Source organism: Pseudomonas sp. NPDC089396 (genome assembly GCF_044749545.1).
Taxonomy (GTDB): Bacteria; Pseudomonadota; Gammaproteobacteria; order Pseudomonadales; family Pseudomonadaceae; genus Aquipseudomonas.
Genome location: NZ_JBIVIC010000002.1, coordinates 169154 through 186567 on the forward strand (window position 1 = coordinate 169154; position 17414 = coordinate 186567).

Annotated in this window: 14 protein-coding genes; 1 reads left to right on the forward strand and 13 read right to left on the reverse strand. The window is 65.2% G+C overall.

Going from position 1 to position 17414, the window contains the following annotated elements:
- Positions 1 to 89: 89 nt before the first annotated feature.
- Positions 90 to 311 (reverse strand): DUF3820 family protein, encoded by a 222-nt coding sequence (locus ACIPZB_RS03820; protein ID WP_008097095.1) that lies wholly within the window; start codon positions 309 to 311, stop codon positions 90 to 92.
- A gap of 199 nt (positions 312 to 510) precedes the next feature.
- On the opposite strand from ACIPZB_RS03820, the gene ACIPZB_RS03825 reads away from it, so the two are divergent.
- Positions 511 to 987, forward strand: coding sequence for a PA2169 family four-helix-bundle protein (locus ACIPZB_RS03825; RefSeq protein WP_008097096.1), 477 nt, complete (start codon positions 511 to 513; stop codon positions 985 to 987).
- On the opposite strand, the gene ACIPZB_RS03830 is transcribed toward ACIPZB_RS03825, so the two are convergent.
- The 12 genes from ACIPZB_RS03830 to ACIPZB_RS03885 form a co-directional block, all read right to left on the reverse strand.
- Complete coding sequence (locus ACIPZB_RS03830) at positions 984 to 2480, reverse strand: sensor domain-containing diguanylate cyclase (protein WP_400639062.1); 1497 nt, start codon at positions 2478 to 2480, stop codon at positions 984 to 986. The two genes, ACIPZB_RS03825 and ACIPZB_RS03830, sit on opposite strands and share 4 nt — an antisense overlap.
- Positions 2481 to 2689: 209 nt before the next feature.
- Positions 2690 to 4024 carry an OprD family porin gene (locus ACIPZB_RS03835; protein ID WP_400639063.1) on the reverse strand — a complete coding sequence of 445 codons (1335 nt, stop codon included), beginning with the start codon at positions 4022 to 4024 and terminating at the stop codon, positions 2690 to 2692.
- Positions 4025 to 4228: 204 nt separating this feature from the next.
- Positions 4229 to 4450: a hypothetical protein gene (locus tag ACIPZB_RS03840; protein WP_400639064.1), complete on the reverse strand. Its 222-nt coding sequence runs from the start codon at positions 4448 to 4450 to the stop codon at positions 4229 to 4231.
- Positions 4451 to 4582: 132 nt separating this feature from the next.
- Positions 4583 to 5995, reverse strand: a complete 1413-nt coding sequence (locus tag ACIPZB_RS03845; protein WP_400639065.1) for a heavy metal sensor histidine kinase — start codon at positions 5993 to 5995, stop codon at positions 4583 to 4585.
- On the reverse strand, positions 5970 to 6644 hold the full coding sequence (locus ACIPZB_RS03850) for a heavy metal response regulator transcription factor (protein ID WP_008097103.1): 675 nt from the start codon (positions 6642 to 6644) through the stop codon (positions 5970 to 5972). Before ACIPZB_RS03850 ends, ACIPZB_RS03845 begins: the two co-directional genes overlap by 26 nt.
- A 9-nt stretch (positions 6645 to 6653) precedes the next feature.
- A complete protein-coding gene (locus ACIPZB_RS03855) occupies positions 6654 to 9746 on the reverse strand; it encodes a multidrug efflux RND transporter permease subunit (protein WP_400639066.1) in 3093 nt (1030 codons plus the stop codon).
- Positions 9743 to 10906 (reverse strand): efflux RND transporter periplasmic adaptor subunit, encoded by a 1164-nt coding sequence (locus ACIPZB_RS03860; protein WP_400639067.1) that lies wholly within the window; start codon positions 10904 to 10906, stop codon positions 9743 to 9745. Before ACIPZB_RS03860 ends, ACIPZB_RS03855 begins: the two co-directional genes overlap by 4 nt.
- A gap of 215 nt (positions 10907 to 11121) precedes the next feature.
- On the reverse strand, positions 11122 to 11433 hold the full coding sequence (locus tag ACIPZB_RS03865; RefSeq protein ID WP_400639068.1) for a hypothetical protein: 312 nt from the start codon (positions 11431 to 11433) through the stop codon (positions 11122 to 11124).
- A 98-nt stretch (positions 11434 to 11531) separates the two neighbouring features.
- Positions 11532 to 12431, reverse strand: a complete 900-nt coding sequence (locus tag ACIPZB_RS03870) for a chemotaxis protein (protein ID WP_400639069.1) — start codon at positions 12429 to 12431, stop codon at positions 11532 to 11534.
- Positions 12432 to 12605: 174 nt separating this feature from the next.
- Entirely contained in the window at positions 12606 to 13790 is a 1185-nt protein-coding gene (locus ACIPZB_RS03875) for an HlyD family type I secretion periplasmic adaptor subunit (protein WP_400639070.1), read from the reverse strand.
- Positions 13787 to 15955: a type I secretion system permease/ATPase gene (locus ACIPZB_RS03880; protein WP_400639071.1), complete on the reverse strand. Its 2169-nt coding sequence runs from the start codon at positions 15953 to 15955 to the stop codon at positions 13787 to 13789. Before ACIPZB_RS03880 ends, ACIPZB_RS03875 begins: the two co-directional genes overlap by 4 nt.
- Complete coding sequence (locus ACIPZB_RS03885; protein ID WP_400639072.1) at positions 15952 to 17385, reverse strand: TolC family outer membrane protein; 1434 nt, start codon at positions 17383 to 17385, stop codon at positions 15952 to 15954. The genes ACIPZB_RS03880 and ACIPZB_RS03885 overlap by 4 nt, the downstream gene beginning before the upstream one ends.
- Between the last annotated feature and the right edge of the window lie 29 nt (positions 17386 to 17414).

Sequence of the window (17414 nt, forward strand, 5' to 3'; positions counted from 1 at the left end):
CATGACGGGCCTCATCGCCGGCAAGCCGGCTCCCACAGTGTCCGCGGAGCTGTGAAACCTGTGGGAGCCGGCTTGCCGGCGATAGGGCCTCAACGTCGATGCTTCTGCCGCAACGGCACCAGCAAATCCCCCAGCCCGTTGTGGTCGATCTCGTGCATCAACGCCAGTAACCCTCCCAGTTCCCCCGCCGGAAACCCCTTGCGCGCGAACCACGCCAGGTAGTCACCTGGCAGATCGGCAATGATCCGCCCCTGGTATTTACCAAAGGGCATGGTGCGCGTGACCAGCAGTTCGAGGGTTTCCGGATTCATGGGGAATACCTGCAAGAGAAATGCGCCGACCATACTGCAATCTGCACGAGCGCCCAAGCGGCAATCATGCATAACGCCGTTTCCCCAATTTTTTAGTCAATCACTAACTAATTGATTCAAAAGGGATTTATTTTTATTAACGGCTTGGCACGAAGGCTGCTCCGGTATAGCTGACCTTCACCTGCCAAGGAGTTTTGCCATGAGCAACCCCAACAAAGACGTGATCGACGTACTCAACGACCTGATCGAGTACAGCAAGGACGGCGAGAAGGGCTTCAAGACCTCGGCCGATGATGTGAAAAACCCTGAACTCAAAGCATTCTTCGTTCAGCGTGCGGGTGAGTGTTCCGCTGCTGCAAGCGAGTTGCAGAGCGAAGTGCGCCGGCTGGGTGGGGATCCTGAAACGTCCACCAGCATCAGCGGTGACATGCACCGTGGCTGGGTCAACCTCAAGTCGATGGTCACCGGCAAGGACGAGGAAGCTGTGCTCAATGAAGTAGAGCGCGGCGAGGACCATGCCCTGAAGGCCTACAAGGAAGCACGCGAGAAGCTGGTCAAGCTGGGCCGTGCTGCCAGCGACCAGAGCTACGCGCTGGTCGAGAAACAGTTGCAAGGCGTGCAGCGCAACCATGATCAGGTGAAAGCGCTGCGTAACGCCGCCCGCGCTCGCTCCTAGGTGGCAGGCCCCTCGACTCGGTTGCGGCCATTGGCCTTGGCTCGGTAGAGGGCTTCGTCCGCCGCCCCCAGTACCTGGGCCAGGTCGTGCTGGGTACCTGGGTTGTACACGCCGATGCCGACGCTGACCGTGACCGAACGGGCATCGTCGGCAAACGCCGTCAGGGCTTCGACGCTTGCCCGAATGCGCTCCGCCAGGAGCAGGGCACCCGACAGTTCAGTTTCCGGCAAGATCACCTGAAACTCCTCCCCACCGTAGCGTGCCGCAAGGTCCGCGGGACGGCGCAAGCACTGTTCGAGGGCTTTGGCCACTTCACGCAATGCATGGTCGCCACCGGCATGGCCATGGCGTTGGTTGAATGCCTTGAAATGGTCCACATCCACCATCAGCACCGCCAATGACTTGCGGTTACGCTGGGCGCGGGCCCATTCCAGACGCAGCACCTGGTCCAGCCGACGACGGTTGGCAAGGCCCGTGAGGCTGTCGGTAGCGGCCAGGGTGGCCAGGCCTTGTTCGGCTTCCTGGCGGCGCTGCAGTTCGCGGCCCAGCAGCAAGGTCAGCCAGAGGATGCCGATGCACAGCACGCCCGTGGCGACACTGACCAGAATCGCCGTGCGCCGCCATGATTCGAACACCTCGTCGGCCGAATGCACCACCAGCACGATCAAGGGCAAATCCGCGACCCGGGCGAAGGTGTACATGCGCTGGGCACCGGTACGGGCCGAACGTGCCGTGAAGCTGCCACTGCGCTCGCCGAGCACGCGCTTGAAGTTCGGTCGCTCGCTGTAGTCGTTGCCGATCAGTGGGTCTTGCGGGCGGGTGGGTTGCCGGGCGAGCAACTGGCCGCTGGTGTTGAACAGGTTGATGCTGCTGTCGTCACCGATATCCAGGCGTTGGAACAGCTCGCTGAAATAGGAGAGGCGCAAGGCGCCCGCGGCCAACCCGGCGAATTCGCCCGAGGGGCCGGAGATTCGCCGGCTGAAACTGATGCACCAGTCCAGGTCGCCCAGCCTGGCCTTGAACGGCGGGCCCACCAGCAAACCGAGGTTGGGGTCATTCAGATGGGCCTGGAATACCCCGGTGTCGGCGAAGTTGGCCTTGCGCGGCACACTGCTGGTGGAGTCGCCCACCACATCGCCTTGTTTGTCGAGCCACAGCACATCGCCGCGTTTCTTGTCGACGAAGGCTTCATTGAACAGCAGGCGCTGGCGCAGTGGCCCGGGAATCTCGGGCAGTTCCTTGCGGTTGACCGCCCAGATCAGGCCTTGCAGGGACTGATCGTAGAGTTCGGCGTTGCGCAGGATATCGCTTTCGATCAGCTGCACGATGTTGTTCGAAGCGCGGATGGCCGACAGCTCGACACTGTCGCGCTCACGGGCCAGCAGGTAGCTGACGATGGCCACGATAGCGAGCACGGCAAGGCAACTGCCCAGGTTGAGGATCAGCTCGGGGTGCGACCTGTAGAGTGCGAGACGCGGTAATGGAGTGGGCATGCGCGCTACTGCTGAGGCAGGGCCATTTGCGGCGGCGACATTCTAGGGAAGCGGGGGTTGTCGGACAAGATTTGTCCGACGGAATCGTGCGGGGGCTGCTTTGCAGCCCAACCGCCGGCAAGCCGGCTCCCACAGGTACAGCGGTGAGTTCTTGTGGGAGCCGGCTTGCCGGCGAAACGGGGGACAAGCCCCCCGCCTGCCATCTCAGATCAGAACACGTTCAATGGATAATCGATGATCACCCGCAGCTCGTCGTTGTCGCTGTTGCTGTCGATCGACGCATACCCCTGGCTGCCACGGTGGGTGGCATAACGCACCAGCACCGACAGGTCCTTGAGGTTGCCTTCCTGGAACACGTACTTCACGTCCAGGTCTCGCTCCCAGTGCATGGCGTTCTTGCCATCGGCGCGGTAGTAGTCGTAGTGGCTGGTGTCCTGGGTAGCCTTGGTCAGGTCTGCCTCACCGCGCGAGTACGACACGGTGGTGCTCAACCCAGGCACGCCGACACCGGCGAAGTTGTAGCCGTACTGCAGCTTCCACGAACGCTCGTTGGGGGCGTTGAAGTCCGAGTACATGCGCGAGTTGTCCAGGTACACGCTGTCGCCCAGGTTGATGTAGTCGAACGGCGTGTTGCCGTTGACCCGCTGGTAGGCGGCGGTGACGCTGTGGTAACCGGCATTGACCGTGAAGTGCAGGCTGTAGGTGTTGTTGTCGATCTTGCCCAGCAGCGCCTGGCCGGTGTCCTGGGTGTGGTAGAAGTGCACGCCCGGGTTGAGGCTGACCAGGTCGTTGACCACGTAGGTGTAGTCGAAGTCGGCGTAGTACTGGTTCCAGATGTCCTTCAGCTCGGCGGCATACAGGTTGGCGCTGAAATTTTCGGTGCCGGTCCAGGAGGCGCCAGCCCAGTTCAGGTGCTCGCTCTTGTCGCCGTCGGCCAGCGCACCGTAGTAGGTGTCGATGCGGCGGTGGCCGCTCTGGTTGTACGGTTTGGTGAAGCTGGCCTGGCCACCTTCGAGCAGCAGGCCGTCGATGCTGGTGTTGGTCAGGCTCACACCACGGAATGTCTGCGGCAGCATGCGGCTTTCGCCGCCAGCGATCACCGGGTTGGTGAGGAACAGGTCACCGGCCTTGAGCTCGGTGTCGAATGCCTTGAGCTTTACCGCCGCGCCAGCGGTGGAGAACGAGTGCGGGGCAGCGCCCAGCTCGCCGTCGTCCTTCACATGCGAAGGCAGGATGCTGGTACCGGCATGGCCGCCACCACCGTCGAGCTTCAGGCCCAGCATGGCATGGGCGTCGAGGCCGAAACCGATCACGCCAGGGGTGTAGCCGGACTCGAATCGCGCGACCGCGCCCTGGCCCCATTCGCGCTTGTCACGCGCGCCAGGGTTGAGGTTGTTGCGGTTGAAGTAGGCGTTACGGAAATGCAGGTTGAACGACGAGCCTTCGATGAAGCCATCAGCCTTGTCTTCATCTGCCTGGGCGGCGAGGGGCATCGTTGCAGTCAATGCAATGAACAGCGGGGTAAAGCGAAACGCGGAAGACACCGGTACAAGCTCCTTTGGTCTGACGTTGAGGCAGTTTTTATTTTTGAATGTGCAACTTTCTTGTTGGAGACGTAACAACCGGGCTGATCGTCAAAGCACATAAAAAAAGCCGCTGATCGGCAGCGGCTTTAAGAGGCTAACATATCGACAGCGGTGCTGCCCATGACGTAGCCGAGGGAAAACTTACGCGACAACGAGTTGAACTCAGCTGTCGGCGTTGGTATCGATGGATACTTTTGAAACTCTCTGTTCCGGGGTTTTCACGGCATCGTTCTGATTGGCGACGGCTTCGCGAGCTTCCTGATGAACAGCGGCGAGTTCTGCGTTACGGGCGACGAAGGCCTGGGATTCTTCAGCCATGGCCAGGGGCGACAACAACAGGGAAGACAGAACGAAAACGCTGGCAATACCCATACTGTTGGACATTTTGAAACTACCTTCTTGCGCTGCAAGTGCTAATGAGGACAGGGCTAAAGTTAGTCCTTTAAAGGCCCTGGAAACAGCGTCCCCGGTGATAAGCACTATTGCGCAAAAGGTAACGATCTTGCTGGAAAGCCATTAGACTTTCGCCCCAAACCCGCGAGTTTGAGCGCTTGGCAGGCGAATGCCGAAGGTGTTCGCGCCTGCCTCGCTGTACACAAAAACTTCGCCGCCATGCATCACCGCAATCGCCTTGACGATCGCCAGCCCCAACCCATGGTTGCCCCCGCCACTGTTGCTGCGGGCCGCATCCACGCGATAGAACCGCTCGAACAGCAGTGGCAGGTGGGCATCGTCGATCGCCGGCCCCGGGTTGCTCACGGCAATGCTGACCTGCTGCGGTCCGGCATCGATATGCACGCGGATGATCTGGTTCGGCGCGGTGTGCTGTACCGCGTTGTTCAGCAGGTTGATCAGTGCCCGGCGCAGTTGGGCCTTTTCGATCGGGGCCTGGGCATCGCCATCGACACTGACGCTGACCTGGGCGTCTTCGAGGATGTAGTCCAGGTAATCGAGGGTGGTGGCTACCTCTTCGGCCAGCGACGCCTGGGTCAGTGCCGTGGCCTTGCTGCCCTGGTCGGCGCTGGCGAGGAACAGCATGTCGTTGATGATGCTGCGCAGGCGCTCGAGCTCCTCCAGGTTCGATTGCAGCACTTCGAAGTAATGCTCGGCACTGCGGCCACGGGTGAGGGCGACCTGGGTCTGGCCGATCAGGTTGGTCAGCGGTGAGCGCAGTTCGTGGGCGACGTCGGCGTTGAAGGCTTCCAGCCGGGAATAGGCCTGGCTGACCCGGTCGAGTGCGGCATTGAAGGCGCCGGCGAACTGCGCCAGTTCCGGTGCCAGGTCGCTGGTTTGCAGGCGGCCATCCAGGCGCGGCGGCGCCAGCGCCTGGGCTTCGTTGGACAGGGCCAGCAGCGGGCGCAGGCCGATACGCGCCACCCAGTAACCCAGCACCGATGCCAGCAGCACACCCAGCACCGCGAGGCCGACGATGGCCACCAGCAGGCTGTGCTGCGCCTGCCAGAAGGTTTCGGTGTCGATGCCGATCAGAAAGCGCAGCGGCGGTCGGTCGCCCAGGGCCGGCAGTTCGCTGACCAGCACCTTGTACGGATAGGGGCGGTCGGGCAGGCGCAGGTCGCGCATGCCTGGCGGGCCCTCGGCGAAGGCCCGTACCAGCTCGCTGGGGTGGCCGTACTCGAAGGCCGGGTTGCTGCTCACGACCCAGAAGCGGATACGTTTGTCTTCTTCGCTGAGTAGGTTGAGCTTGTTGTTGATCTTGGCCCAGTGCTCGGGCGTACCGAAGCGGTTGAGGGTGGATTCGAGCACGCTGTAGCGGGCGTCCAGCTCGGCCTGGGGCAACAGGTCGAGGCTGCGGTCGACCTGGCGGTACAACGCCGAGCCGATCAGCACGAACACCCCCAGCGCCACCAGGATGAACAGCGCCGACAGGCGCAGCGCGATGGAGTTAACCGGCACGGTTTTCCAGGACATAGCCCATGCCTCGGATGGTATGCAGCAGCTTGTTGTCGAACGGCCCATCCAGCTTGGCGCGCAGGCGTTTGATCGCCACCTCGACGACATTCGCATCGCTGTCGAAGTTGATGTCCCAGACCAGCTCGGCGATGGCGGTCTTGGAGAGGATTTCGCCCTGGCGCCGGGCCAGCACGCTGAGCAGCGAGAACTCCTTGGCGGTCAGCTCCAGGCGGGTGCCGGCGCGGCTGGCCTTGCGCGCCATCAGGTCGATCCACAGGTCGCCGACCTGGATCTGCAGCGGCTCGTGGCTGCTGCTGCGGCGGGTCAGGGCCTGCAGGCGGGCGACCAGTTCGAGGAAGGAAAAGGGCTTGCCGAGGTAGTCGTCGGCGCCTTCGCGCAGGCCATGGATGCGGTCTTCGACGCGCTCGCGGGCGGTGAGCATGATCACCGGCGTCTGCTTGCGCGCACGCAGGGCACGCAACACCCCGTAGCCGTCCAGGCCCGGCAACATCACATCGAGCACGATCACGGCGTAGTCGCCTTCAAGGGCCAGGTGCAGGCCGTCGATGCCGTCACGCGCAAGGTCGACGTTGAAGCCCTGCTCGCTCAGGCCGCGATGCAGGTAGTCGGCGGTTTTCTCTTCGTCTTCGATGATCAGCACACGCATGGTCTTGTCTCAGCTGGTACTTGGCGCGGCCGCGCGGGCCGCCTGACGGCGATGGAACAGGCGTTCCAGGGCCAAGTATATGACCGGGGTGGTGAACAGCGTCAGCGCCTGGCTCACCAACAGGCCGCCGACCACGGCGATACCCAGCGGCTGGCGCAGCTCGGCGCCGGTACCGAAGCCGAACATCAGTGGCACCGCGCCCAGCAGGGCGGCCAGGGTGGTCATGATGATCGGGCGGAAGCGCACCAGGCACGCCTGGCGAATCGCCTGCTCGGGTGTCATGCCCTGGTGGCGCTGGGCTTCCAGGGCGAAGTCGATGAGCAGGATGCCGTTTTTCTTGACGATGCCGATCAGCAGCACCACGCCGATCAGCCCCATGATGCTGAAGTCCTGGCCGCTGCCCCACAGCAGGATGATCGCACCCAGGCCTGCCGAGGGCAGTGTGGAGATGATGGTCAGCGGGTGGACCAGGCTCTCGTAGAGCACACCGAGGATGATGTACACCGCCACCAGGGCGGCGAGGATCAGGTAGGGCTGGCTCGACAGCGAACTCTGGAACGCCTGGGCGGCCCCCTGGAAATTGCCGGCGATGGCGTCGGGCATACCCAGCTCGCGCTGGGTGCGTTCGAGGATCTGCACCGCATCGCCCAGGGCCACGCCGGGCGCCAGGTTGAACGACAGGTTGGCGGCCGGGAACAGGCCGTCATGGCTGATCGACAGCGGCCCGGTGCTGGGCGCGGCCACATGCGCCAGGGCCGACAACGGCACCATTTCGTTGGTCAGCGGCGAGCGCAAGTAGAAGAAGTTGAGGCTTTCGGCCTTGCCGCGCTGGCGGGCGTCCAGTTCGAGGATCACTTTGTACTGGTTGGTCTCGGTCTGGAATTCGCTGATCTGCCGCTGGCCGAAGGCGTCGTACAGCGCCTGGTCGACGTCGGTGGTGGTCAGGCCGAAGCGCGCCGCGGCCTGGCGGTCGATGTCGATGCGCGTGACGCTGGCGCCCAGTTGCAGGTCGTTGGACAGGTCGCGGAACGCCGGGTTTTCACGCAGGCGCTCGGTCAGGCGCTGGGTCCACAGGTTGAGGGCGACGCCGTCATTGCTCTTGAGCACGTACTGGTACTGGGTGCGCGAAGGGCCGGAGCTGAGGTTGATGTCCTGGCCGGCGCGCAGGTACAGGACGATGCCGGGCACCTGGGCCAGCTTCGGGCGGATCCGGTCGATCCATTCGCTGGCCGACACATCGCGATCGCCGCGCGGCTTGAGGGAGATCCAGAAGCGGCCGTTGGCGATGGTCTGGTTGCTGCCGGTGACCCCGACCGAGTGCGAGTAGGCGCGCACCGCCGGGTCATCGCCGATGATCTTCGCCACCGCCAGGTGCTTTTCGATCATCGAGGGGTAGGAAACGTCCGCTGCTGCTTCGGTGGTGCCGAGGATAAAGCCGGTGTCCTGCAGTGGGAAGAAGCCCTTGGGGATACCCACGTAACCGGCCACCGCCAGCGCCAGGGTAATGCCGAACACCCCCAGGGTCAGGCGCCGATGGGCCAGGGCACGGTCCAGGCCTTTTTCGTACCAGTGCAGCAGGCGCGTGCCGAAACCGCCGGCATGTTCGGCGGGTGGGCGGCGCATGAACAGGGCCGCGAGGGTCGGGGCCAGGGTCAGCGACACCACCACCGAGATCAGGATGGTCGCCGTGGCGGTCAGGGCGAATTCCTTGAACAACCGCCCGACCACGCCACCCATGAACAGCAACGGAATGAAGGCGGCGATCAGCGAGAAACTGATCGAGACCACGGTGAAGCCGATTTCGCCGGCGCCCTTGAGCGCGGCGGTGCGGCCGTCGTCGCCGGCTTCCAGGTGGCGATGGATGTTCTCCACCACCACGATGGCATCGTCCACCACGAAGCCCACGGCGATGACGATGGCCACCAGCGTCAGGTTGTTGAGGCTGAAACCGAGCACGTACATCAATGCGCAAGTGGCGATCAGCGACACCCCCAGCACGCTGGAAACGATGAAGGTGGCCGACCACTGGCGCAGGAACAGCGCCATCACCCCGATCACCAGCACCACGGCGATCATCAGCGTCAGCTCCACTTCGTGCAGCGAGGCGCGGATGGTCTGGGTGCGGTCCTGCAATATCGACACTTGCACCGATGCCGGCAGCATCTCCTGCAGGCGGGGCAGGGCGTCGAGCACCCGATCGACGGTATCGACGATGTTGGCCCCAGGTTGGCGGAAAATCACCAGGTTCAGCCCAGGCTGGTCGCCCGACCAGGCCTTGACGTAGGCGTTCTCGGCACCGTTGATCACCTTGGCCACGTCGGCCAGGTGCACCGGCGCGCCGTTGCGGTAGCTGACGATCAGCCTGGCGTAGTCCTCGGGGTGGAAAAGCTGATCGTTGGCGGCGATGGTCGATACGCTGTGCTCGCCATACAGCGCACCCTTGGCCAGGTTGAGGCTGGTCTGCTGGATGGCCTGGCGCATGTCGGCCAGGGTCAGGCCGATGGCTGCCAGCTTCTCGGGCTGCGCCTGCACCCGGATCGCCGGGCGCAGCTGCCCGGTGATGTTGATCAGGCCGACGCCTTCGATCTGGCTGAGCTGACGGGCAAGCAGGGTCTCGGCGTAGTCGCTGAGTTCGTTGCCCGGCATCTGTGCGGAGCTGACGGTGAGGATCACCACCGGGCTGTCGGCCGGGTTGACCTTGCGCCAGGTCGGCGGGCTGGGCAGGTCCTGGGGCAGGCGCGCGGTGGCGGTGTTGATCGCCGCCTGGACCTCCTGGGCGGCGGTGTCGATGTTCTTGTCGAGGGTGAACTGCAGGATCAGCGTGGTCGAGCCCAGGGCGCTGCTGCTGGTCATCTGGGTCATGCCGGGGATGGCGCTGAACTGCACCTCCAGGGGCGTGGCGACCGAGGAGGCCATGGTTTCGGGGCTGGCGCCGGGCAACTGCGCGGTGACCTGGATGGTCGGGAAGTCGGCCTCAGGCAAGGGCGCCACGGGCAGGCGCGGGAAGGCGATGGCACCGAGCAGCACCAGGGCGAAAGTCAGCAGCAGGGTGGCGATGGGGTGGTCGATGCACCAGGCAGAAACGCCATTGCGGGTGTTCATGGCTGGCTCCTGCGTTCGGCCATCTCGGCCTGCGTCGGCGCGTCCGGGGTGATCTCGACCCGGGCGCCGGGCTTGAGGCGTGACTGGCCGTCGAGCACCAGGCGGTCACCGGCCTTGACCCCGGCGACTATGTTCAGCGTGCTGTCCTGGTACAGCACCTTGACCGGCACACTGGTCACCTTGTCGCCGTCCACACGGTAGACGAAATGGCCATCGATGCTGCGTTGCACCACTGGCGGCGGCACCACCAGGGCGTCTTCGTCTATCGCTGTGCGCAGGTGCACGGTCACCAGCTGGCCTGGCCACAGGCGGCCGTCCTTGTTGTCGAACTCGGCTTTCACTCGCACGGTGCCGGTGTTGGCGGAGATCTGGTTGTCGATCAGTGCCAGGTGGCCTTCGCCGAGCAGGCTGCGCTCGCCATCGGCATCCATGTAGGCCTGCACCAGCGCCGGTGTGGGCGCCTTGAGCAGGCTCTGCAGCGTCGGCAGCATCTGCTGCGGCAGGGAAAATTCCACGGCGATCGGGTCGATCTGGGTCACGCTGAACAGGCTCTGGGTTTCGCTGGTGCGCACCAGGTTGCCGGGGTCGATATTGCGGATGCCGACCCGTCCGGTGACCGGCGAGCGGATCTGTGTGTAGGAGAGCTGGACTTCGGCATTGGCGATGGCCGCCTGGTTGCCCTTGACCGTGGCCTGCAGCTGGTTGACCAGCGCCTGTTGCTGGTCGAGGGTCTGCTTGGACACCCCGTCATCGGTGCTGAGCAGCCGATAGCGCTTGAGGTCGACACCGGCCACCTGGATCTGCGCCTGGCTCTGGCCGAGCTGGGCGCGGGCCTGGTCGAGCGAGGCGCGGATGCTGCGGTCGTCGAGGGTGGCGAGCAGGTCGCCTTGCTTGACCCATTGGCCTTCCTTGACCAGCACCTGGGTCAGCACGCCCTCGACCTGGGGCCGCACCTCGACACTGTGCAGCGACAGCACCGAGCCGATGGCACTGGCGTAGCGGGGCACGTCCTGCTGGGTGACGCTGACCACGCGCACCGGGATGGCCGGCTGTGCGCGGGCTACCGGCGCCTGCCGCTGCTGGCCGTACCAGATACCCAGGAACGCCAGGGCGAGCAGTGCGGCGGCGGCCAGGAGGAGAGAGCGGGAAGGACGTCGCATCGGTGCGGGCACCTTGGCCAAGGGTAGGGGGAAGGAGTGTCAGTACTCCATCTTATAGCCCCCTGACCGGGTCGGCAGCGTGACCGCTGGCTGACAGCGCTGACAGTTTCGGACGTTTCCCAGTGCCTCATCGCCGGCAAGCCGGCTCCCACAGGGTCAGCCAGCGCCTGCGATTCCTGTGGGAGCCGGCTTGCCGGCGATGAGGCCTGACCTGCTCACTTGGCCTCAGGATTCCACTCACTGACAAAGGCATGCTGCTGCTTGCGGTCATACAGGCACAGCTCCGTACCCGTACGCCCCTGCATGTGCTTCTGTGGATAAACCCCTTCGATCAGCAGGGCACTGAACCCCACCTGGTCATCGAACTCCACAGGTTTGCCGCGGGCGTGGGCATCCTTGAACTGGCTGGCCGCCAGGCAAGCCTTGAGCATCTGCTGGCGCTGCTCGTTCCAGGCCTGGCTGCTGGAGGCCTGGGCGTTAACGCTGAAGAGGGCGCAAGCGATCATGAGAGAGCTGAAAAACTTCATGGCGCGGTTCCGACGAAGATCCGAGGGGCGCGAATTATGCCCAGTCATCCCCGGCATCGGGCCGGGGAGTTTGTCGCCGAATATGACAGCACGGACCGTCAGCGCTCGGCAAACACCACGGTACGAGCGGCCACCACCAGGCAGTCGGTAAGCTCGGGCGAAGAGAACTTGGTGAGGATGGCATTGGCCCCGGCCAGCCTGGCTTTTTCGGCGCTCATCACGCTGTCCAGCGAGGTGTGCAGCAGCACGTAGAGGTGCTGGAAGTCCGGTGTCTCGCGCAGGGTGCGGGTGAACGCGTAGCCGTCCATTTCCGACATTTCGATGTCGGACACGATGATGTTGATCTCCTGCGCGGTGCCCTGCAGTTCGAGCAGCACGTTGATCGCATCCTTGGCGCTGCGTGCGGTGTGGCAGTCGATGCCGAGGTTGCGCAAGGTGTGGACCGACTGCTGCAGCGCTACCTGGCTGTCGTCCACCACCAGGATGTTGGCGGCGGCCAGCAGGCTGGCGTCTTCTTCGCTGAGTGCGCCCGGGTGCGCCACGGGTTCGGGCGGGGTGATGGCGTGGATGACCTTTTCGATGTCCAGCACCTGTACCAGGTTGTCGTCGACCCGGGTGACGCCGGTGATGTACGAGCGGTTGCCCGAGCCGAAGGGCGGCGGCTTGATGTCGGTACTCAGGCAATGAACGATGCGGCTCACGGCCTGTACATGCAGGCCCTGGCGCGAACGGCTGACCTCGGTGACGATCAGGCAGCCGCCGTCGGGGTCGGCCAGCGGACGTTCGCCGATGGCCCGGGACAGGTCGATGACCGACAGCGAATTGCCGCGCAGGGTCGCTACGCCTTTCACATGCGGGTGCGATTCGGGCAGCTTGGTCAGCGATGGGCAGGGAATGATCTCGCTGACCTTGAGCAGGTTGATTGCCATCAGCTTACCGCTGCGCAGGGTGAACAGCAGCAGGGAGAGCGAGTCCGCGCGGGCGTTTTGCGTGGCCATGGGGACCTTCGTGGTGGGAGACAGGGGTAACGGGTTATCGGCCTGATTGCGTGGGGCTTTAACTTTGCTGCGGGTTTGATGGCCCTATCGCCGGCAAGCCGGCTCCCACAGGAATCGCAGGCGCTGCTTGACCCTGTGGGAGCCGGCTTGCCGGCGATGGCCGCGCAGCGGCCCCTAGCGCTCGCGCAAGGCCTCCCTGGCCCGGTTCAGCGGCTTGATCAGGTAATCGAGAATGGTCTTTTCACCCGTGCGGATATCCACCGTGGCAATCATCCCCGGCACGATGGCAAAGCGCTTGCCGGCCTTGTTCTGCAGGCTGTCCTGCTCGGTACGGATGAACACCCGGTAATAGTAGATTTCCGGCTTCACCTCATCTTGCAGGGTATCCGGCGAAATCCCCACCACCTTGCCATCCAGCCCGCCATACACCGAGTAGTCATAGGCACTGATCTTCACCTTGGCCGCCTGGTCGGGATGGATGAAGGCGATGTCCCGTGGCGCGATGCGGGTTTCGATCAGCAGCCGCTCGTCCATCGGCACGATCTTCATCACCTGCCCGCCCGGCTGCACCACACCGCCCAAGGTGTTGACCTCGATGTCCTTGACGATGCCGCGCACCGGCGAGCGCAGGGTCAGGCGCGACAGCGAATCGCTGCGCCCGCGGATCACTTCCGACAGGCTGTCGGCCTCGGCGCTGGCCTTGGCCAGCTCTTCCCGGGCGCGTACCAGGTAGTCGGAACGCGCTTCGTTGGCCTTGAGCTCCAGCTCCGAGCGCTGGCGGTTCAGGCGGATCACCTCGACCCGGCTGGAGGCGCCCATCTTGGCCAGGTTTTCGGTGATCTTCAGCTCGCTGCGCACCAGCCGCAGCGAGTCCTCGATGCCCGCCAGGGTCTGCTCCAGGCCGCGACGCCGGGTTTCGTACAGGGCGGTTTCGGCCTCGATCAGCTCGGGCGAATCACGCAGGCTGTCGGGGAAGCTCAACGGCTTGCCGGTCACCTCGGCGCGCAGCCGCGCCACACTGGCCTTGGCCGCGCGGTACTTGGCCTCGCTTTCGCCGACGCTGGAAGCGGTCTTGGTCGGGTCGAGCTGGGCCAGCACCTGACCGCGCTCGACCAGGTCGCCCTCGGCCACGTTCATCTCGGCGACGATGCCGCCTTCGAACGATTGGATCACCTGCTCCCGCGAGCTGGGGATTACCTTGCCGGTGCCGGTCGACACTTCGGTCACCTCGAACCAGGCGGCCCAGCCGAGGAACGCGGCGAGCATCAGCGCACACAGGATGATGACGCGCCCGGCGCGCAGCACGGCCTGGTCGTCCTGGCCATCCAGGTAGGACGCGGGCAGTTCATGGTTGCTCATGCCTGGCCTCCTTGCAGTTTCGCCAGGGCCGCGTCGCGGCTGTCGTCGATGACGATGCGCCCGCCATCGAGCACGATGATCCGCTCGACCCGCTGCAGCACGCTCAAGCGGTGGGTGGCGATCACCAGCGTGCGGCCCTGGCAGAAGCGGTCGAGGTTATCGAGCAGCTTGCGCTCGGTCATGTCGTCCAGCGAGGCAGTGGGTTCGTCCAGCAGCAGCACCTGCGGCTGGCGCACCAGCAGGCGAGACAGCACCAGGGCCTGGCGCTGGCCGCCCGACAGGCCCAGCCCGCCTTCGAGAATCAAGTGGTCCATGCCCTTGGGCAGGCGCCGGACGAAGTCCAGGGCGCCGGTGGCGGCCAGCGCGGCGACCAGTTCCTGATCGCTGGCCTGGCCGGCGCCGAGGGTGAGGTTTTCCCGCAGGGTGCCGTGGAACAGCTTGGCGTACTGGGGCAGCAGGCCGACGTCGCGGCGCAGGTCGGCCGGGTCGAGGTGGGCCAGGGCGATGCCGTCCAGGCTGACCTCGCCCTGGGCCAGGTCCATGGCCCCGCCCAGGGCCTGCAGCAAGGTCGACTTGCCCGCGCCATTGCGCCCCAGCACGGCGATGCGTTCGCCCGGCTGGATGTCCAGCACGCCGATGTTCAGCACCGGGGGCGCTTCGGCCTCATAGCGGAAGTTGGCCTGGCGCAGCTTGTACTCGCCGCGGATCGCCGGCAGGTGCACCCGGGCTTCGCCCTCGGGGTGGTCGACCGGCGACTGCATCAGCTTGTCCAGGCCTTGCAGCGCCACCTTGGCCTGCTGCCAGCGGGTCAGCACATGGGTGAGCTGGGCCAATGGCGCCATCATTCGCGACGACAGCATCGACGCGGCCACCAGGCTCCCGGTGGTGAGGTCGCCGGCAATCACCATGGGCGCACCGATGACGATGACCACCGCAAACACCGCGCCCTGCACGTTCTGTGTCCAGGTCACCAGGCCGTTGGTCAGGGTACGCAGGCGCAGGTTGGTGTGGGCGCAGGCGGCGTTGTACTGGTTCCACTGCCGCTCGAACCGCGCCTCGGCCTGTAGCGCCTTGATTTCGTCCAGGCCCTGGATGCTTTCCACCAGCATGGCATTGCGCAGCGACGACTCGCGCATCGAGGCGTTGGCCAGGCGCGCCAGCCGCCGCTGCGCGAGCAGGCCGGGTAGCACCATGGCCAGCAGTGCCACCAGCGGAATGAGCACCAGCACCCCGCCAATCAGCCAGAACACGAACAGGAACAGCAAAAAGAACGGCAGGTCGGCCAGCGCCGTGGCGGTGCTCGACGTAATCAGGTCGCGGATCGACTCCAGCTCGCGCAATTGCGAGATGAACGAGCCGGTGGACTTGGGCCGTGCCGAGTTGCGCAGGCGCAGGGCATGGCCATAAACCAGGTCCGACACGCGCAGGTCGGCGCGCTTGCCGAGCAGGTCGGTCACCTTCAGGCGCAGCAGGCGCATGCTGAAATCGAACACCAGCGCCAGCACCACGCCGCCGAACAACACGTACAGGGTCGGCAACGATTCGGCGGGGATCACCCGGTCGTACACCTGCATGGAAAACAGCACGCCGGCCAGGGCCAGCACGTTGGCCACCAGCGACGCGACCATCACTTGCCCGTAGGGGCGCAGGTCGCGCAGCACGATGCGGGCGAACCAGTGGCGGTCGTAGGGCGCGGTGTAGTCGTCGGTGCGCACATCGCGCAGGGGCCGCGCCGGGCGCATCAGCGCGACCCGGTTGATGCGCCCTTCGAGCGCGGCGCGCGGCAGGCGCGAGGTCAGCCGCTGGTCGCCGGCGAACACCACTGCCAGCTCGTTGTCCTCGGTCACCGCTTCGACCACCGCCAGTTGGCCATCATCGAGCTCCAGCACCAACGGCGTGCGCCACTGCTTGAGGGCCTTGGCATCGAAACGCACGAAGCGCAGCGCAAGGCCCGCCTGGCGCGCCATGTGGCGGAGGATCTCGTCCAGCGGCCGGGCATCCTCCACCGCCGCCAGGCGGATGCGCTGGGGCGAGACGTCCAGGCGGTAGTGGTGGGCGACCTGAAGCATCACCTCCAGCCAAGGCCCGAGGTCGGGGCGTTCGGCCACTGCCTGTTCGGCGTTGGGCTGTGGATTGGCCTGGCTCGCATTGACGGTTGGGTTCATGGCTCGATCTCCACCCCTTGCAGGTTGCGCCCTTCCAGACCCAGCGCGCTGCGCAGGGCGCCGGTGTTGTACAGGCAGTCGACATCCAGGCGCAGCAGGTCGGAGCGCGTGCCGGCGAGGTCGAAACGTGACTGATAGATTTCCTGCTCGGCGTTGAGCAGGTCGAGCAGCGGCCGTGTGCCCAGGTCCAGGTACTGCCGGCCATAGAGCATGCGCGCCTCCTGGATACTGACCTGACGGGCTTCCAGCGAACTCAGCCGACGGCCCAGCCCGGCGGTCTGCGCCATGGCTTCGGCGAGGCCACGACGGGCCTGCAGGCGCGCGGCATCCTCGGCCGAATCGGCGGCGCTCAGGGCATGGCCGGCGGCGCGGGTGCGGGCGCTGATGGCGCCGCCCTGGTAGATCGGCACCTCGAGGTTCAGGTAGATGCCGGCCTGGGTCCGGTCGAGGCTGTGGTTGTCGCGGTTGTAGTCGTTGTCCAGGTAATGGTTGACCTGCGGTTGCAGCGACAGGGTCGGGTAGGCTTCGGCCTTGGCCTGGGCCAGCTCCGCCTTGGACTGCGCGCGCAGGGCCAGGGCCATGAGCACGGCGGGCAGGCGGTCGTCGCCCTGGGCCGGGCGCTTGCAGGCCTGGTTCAGTTCAGGGGGTGTTTCTTCGGCCAGTGCCGGTGGCGACACGCGGCCAAGCAGGGCGGCCAGGATCGAGCGCCAGCGCTGGTACTGCGCCTGGTACTCCTCGAGGGTGGCGCGTGCGCCTTCTACCCGCGACTCGGCCTGGACCACATCGGAGCGGGTGCTGGCGCCCATGTCGCTGCGCTGACGGGCCATGCCGGCGATGTCATCGACCCCGCGGATCTGCTCGCGGGCGATGATCATCAGCTGCTCGTAGCGGCGGGTTTCGATCCAGGCGTAGGCGGTGTCACGGGCCAGGTCATCGAGTACCAGCAGGATATTGGCCTGGGCGCGGGTGGCGGCGGCGTGGGCCGCATCGACGGCGCTGTCGACCTTGCCGAAATCGTAGAGCATCTGTTTAAGCGACAGGTTCAGGGCCTGGCTGTTGCGGTCGCCGCCGTAACCACTGTCGTAACCGGTGCGGATGCCCCCGGAAATCTGCGGGTAGTAACCGGCGCGGGCAACGTTGATGCCTTCGCCTTGCTTGTACAGGTTGCCGATGGCCTCGGCGATGCTCGGGTGCCACTGCGCGGCGGCCAGCACGGCCTCGGCCAGCCCCAGCCGGTCGCCCTGGAAGGGGGCCTGGCCGGACGGGGGACGGGCGGGGATGGCGTCGGGGGCATCGCGCAGCAGCGATGGCCCGATGGTGCGCAGCGTGGGATCTATGTCATCGGCTGCCAGGGCGACCGGGTGGGTAGTAATCACCAGGAGCCCAAGGGCTCCCAGCAACAGCGGTGACAGCGGACTGCGTCGCTTCACGAAATGCCCTTACTGCTGTTCGTCCATGC

What these genes read in the sequence shown, in the direction of transcription:
- ACIPZB_RS03850 (WP_008097103.1), bottom strand. Translation starts at nt 6,644, where the DNA reads ATGCGTGTGCTGATCATCGAAGACGAAGAGAAAACCGCCGACTACCTG.
- ACIPZB_RS03830 (WP_400639062.1), bottom strand. Translation starts at nt 2,480, where the DNA reads ATGCCCACTCCATTACCGCGTCTCGCACTCTACAGGTCGCACCCCGAG.
- ACIPZB_RS03875 (WP_400639070.1), bottom strand. Translation starts at nt 13,790, where the DNA reads ATGAGCAACCATGAACTGCCCGCGTCCTACCTGGATGGCCAGGACGAC.
- ACIPZB_RS03865 (WP_400639068.1), bottom strand. Translation starts at nt 11,433, where the DNA reads ATGAAGTTTTTCAGCTCTCTCATGATCGCTTGCGCCCTCTTCAGCGTT.
- ACIPZB_RS03870 (WP_400639069.1), bottom strand. Translation starts at nt 12,431, where the DNA reads ATGGCCACGCAAAACGCCCGCGCGGACTCGCTCTCCCTGCTGCTGTTC.
- ACIPZB_RS03840 (WP_400639064.1), bottom strand. Translation starts at nt 4,450, where the DNA reads ATGTCCAACAGTATGGGTATTGCCAGCGTTTTCGTTCTGTCTTCCCTG.
- ACIPZB_RS03825 (WP_008097096.1), top strand. Translation starts at nt 511, where the DNA reads ATGAGCAACCCCAACAAAGACGTGATCGACGTACTCAACGACCTGATC.
- ACIPZB_RS03820 (WP_008097095.1), bottom strand. Translation starts at nt 311, where the DNA reads ATGAATCCGGAAACCCTCGAACTGCTGGTCACGCGCACCATGCCCTTT.
- ACIPZB_RS03880 (WP_400639071.1), bottom strand. Translation starts at nt 15,955, where the DNA reads ATGAACCCAACCGTCAATGCGAGCCAGGCCAATCCACAGCCCAACGCC.
- ACIPZB_RS03860 (WP_400639067.1), bottom strand. Translation starts at nt 10,906, where the DNA reads ATGCGACGTCCTTCCCGCTCTCTCCTCCTGGCCGCCGCCGCACTGCTC.
- ACIPZB_RS03855 (WP_400639066.1), bottom strand. Translation starts at nt 9,746, where the DNA reads ATGAACACCCGCAATGGCGTTTCTGCCTGGTGCATCGACCACCCCATC.
- ACIPZB_RS03845 (WP_400639065.1), bottom strand. Translation starts at nt 5,995, where the DNA reads ATGTCCTGGAAAACCGTGCCGGTTAACTCCATCGCGCTGCGCCTGTCG.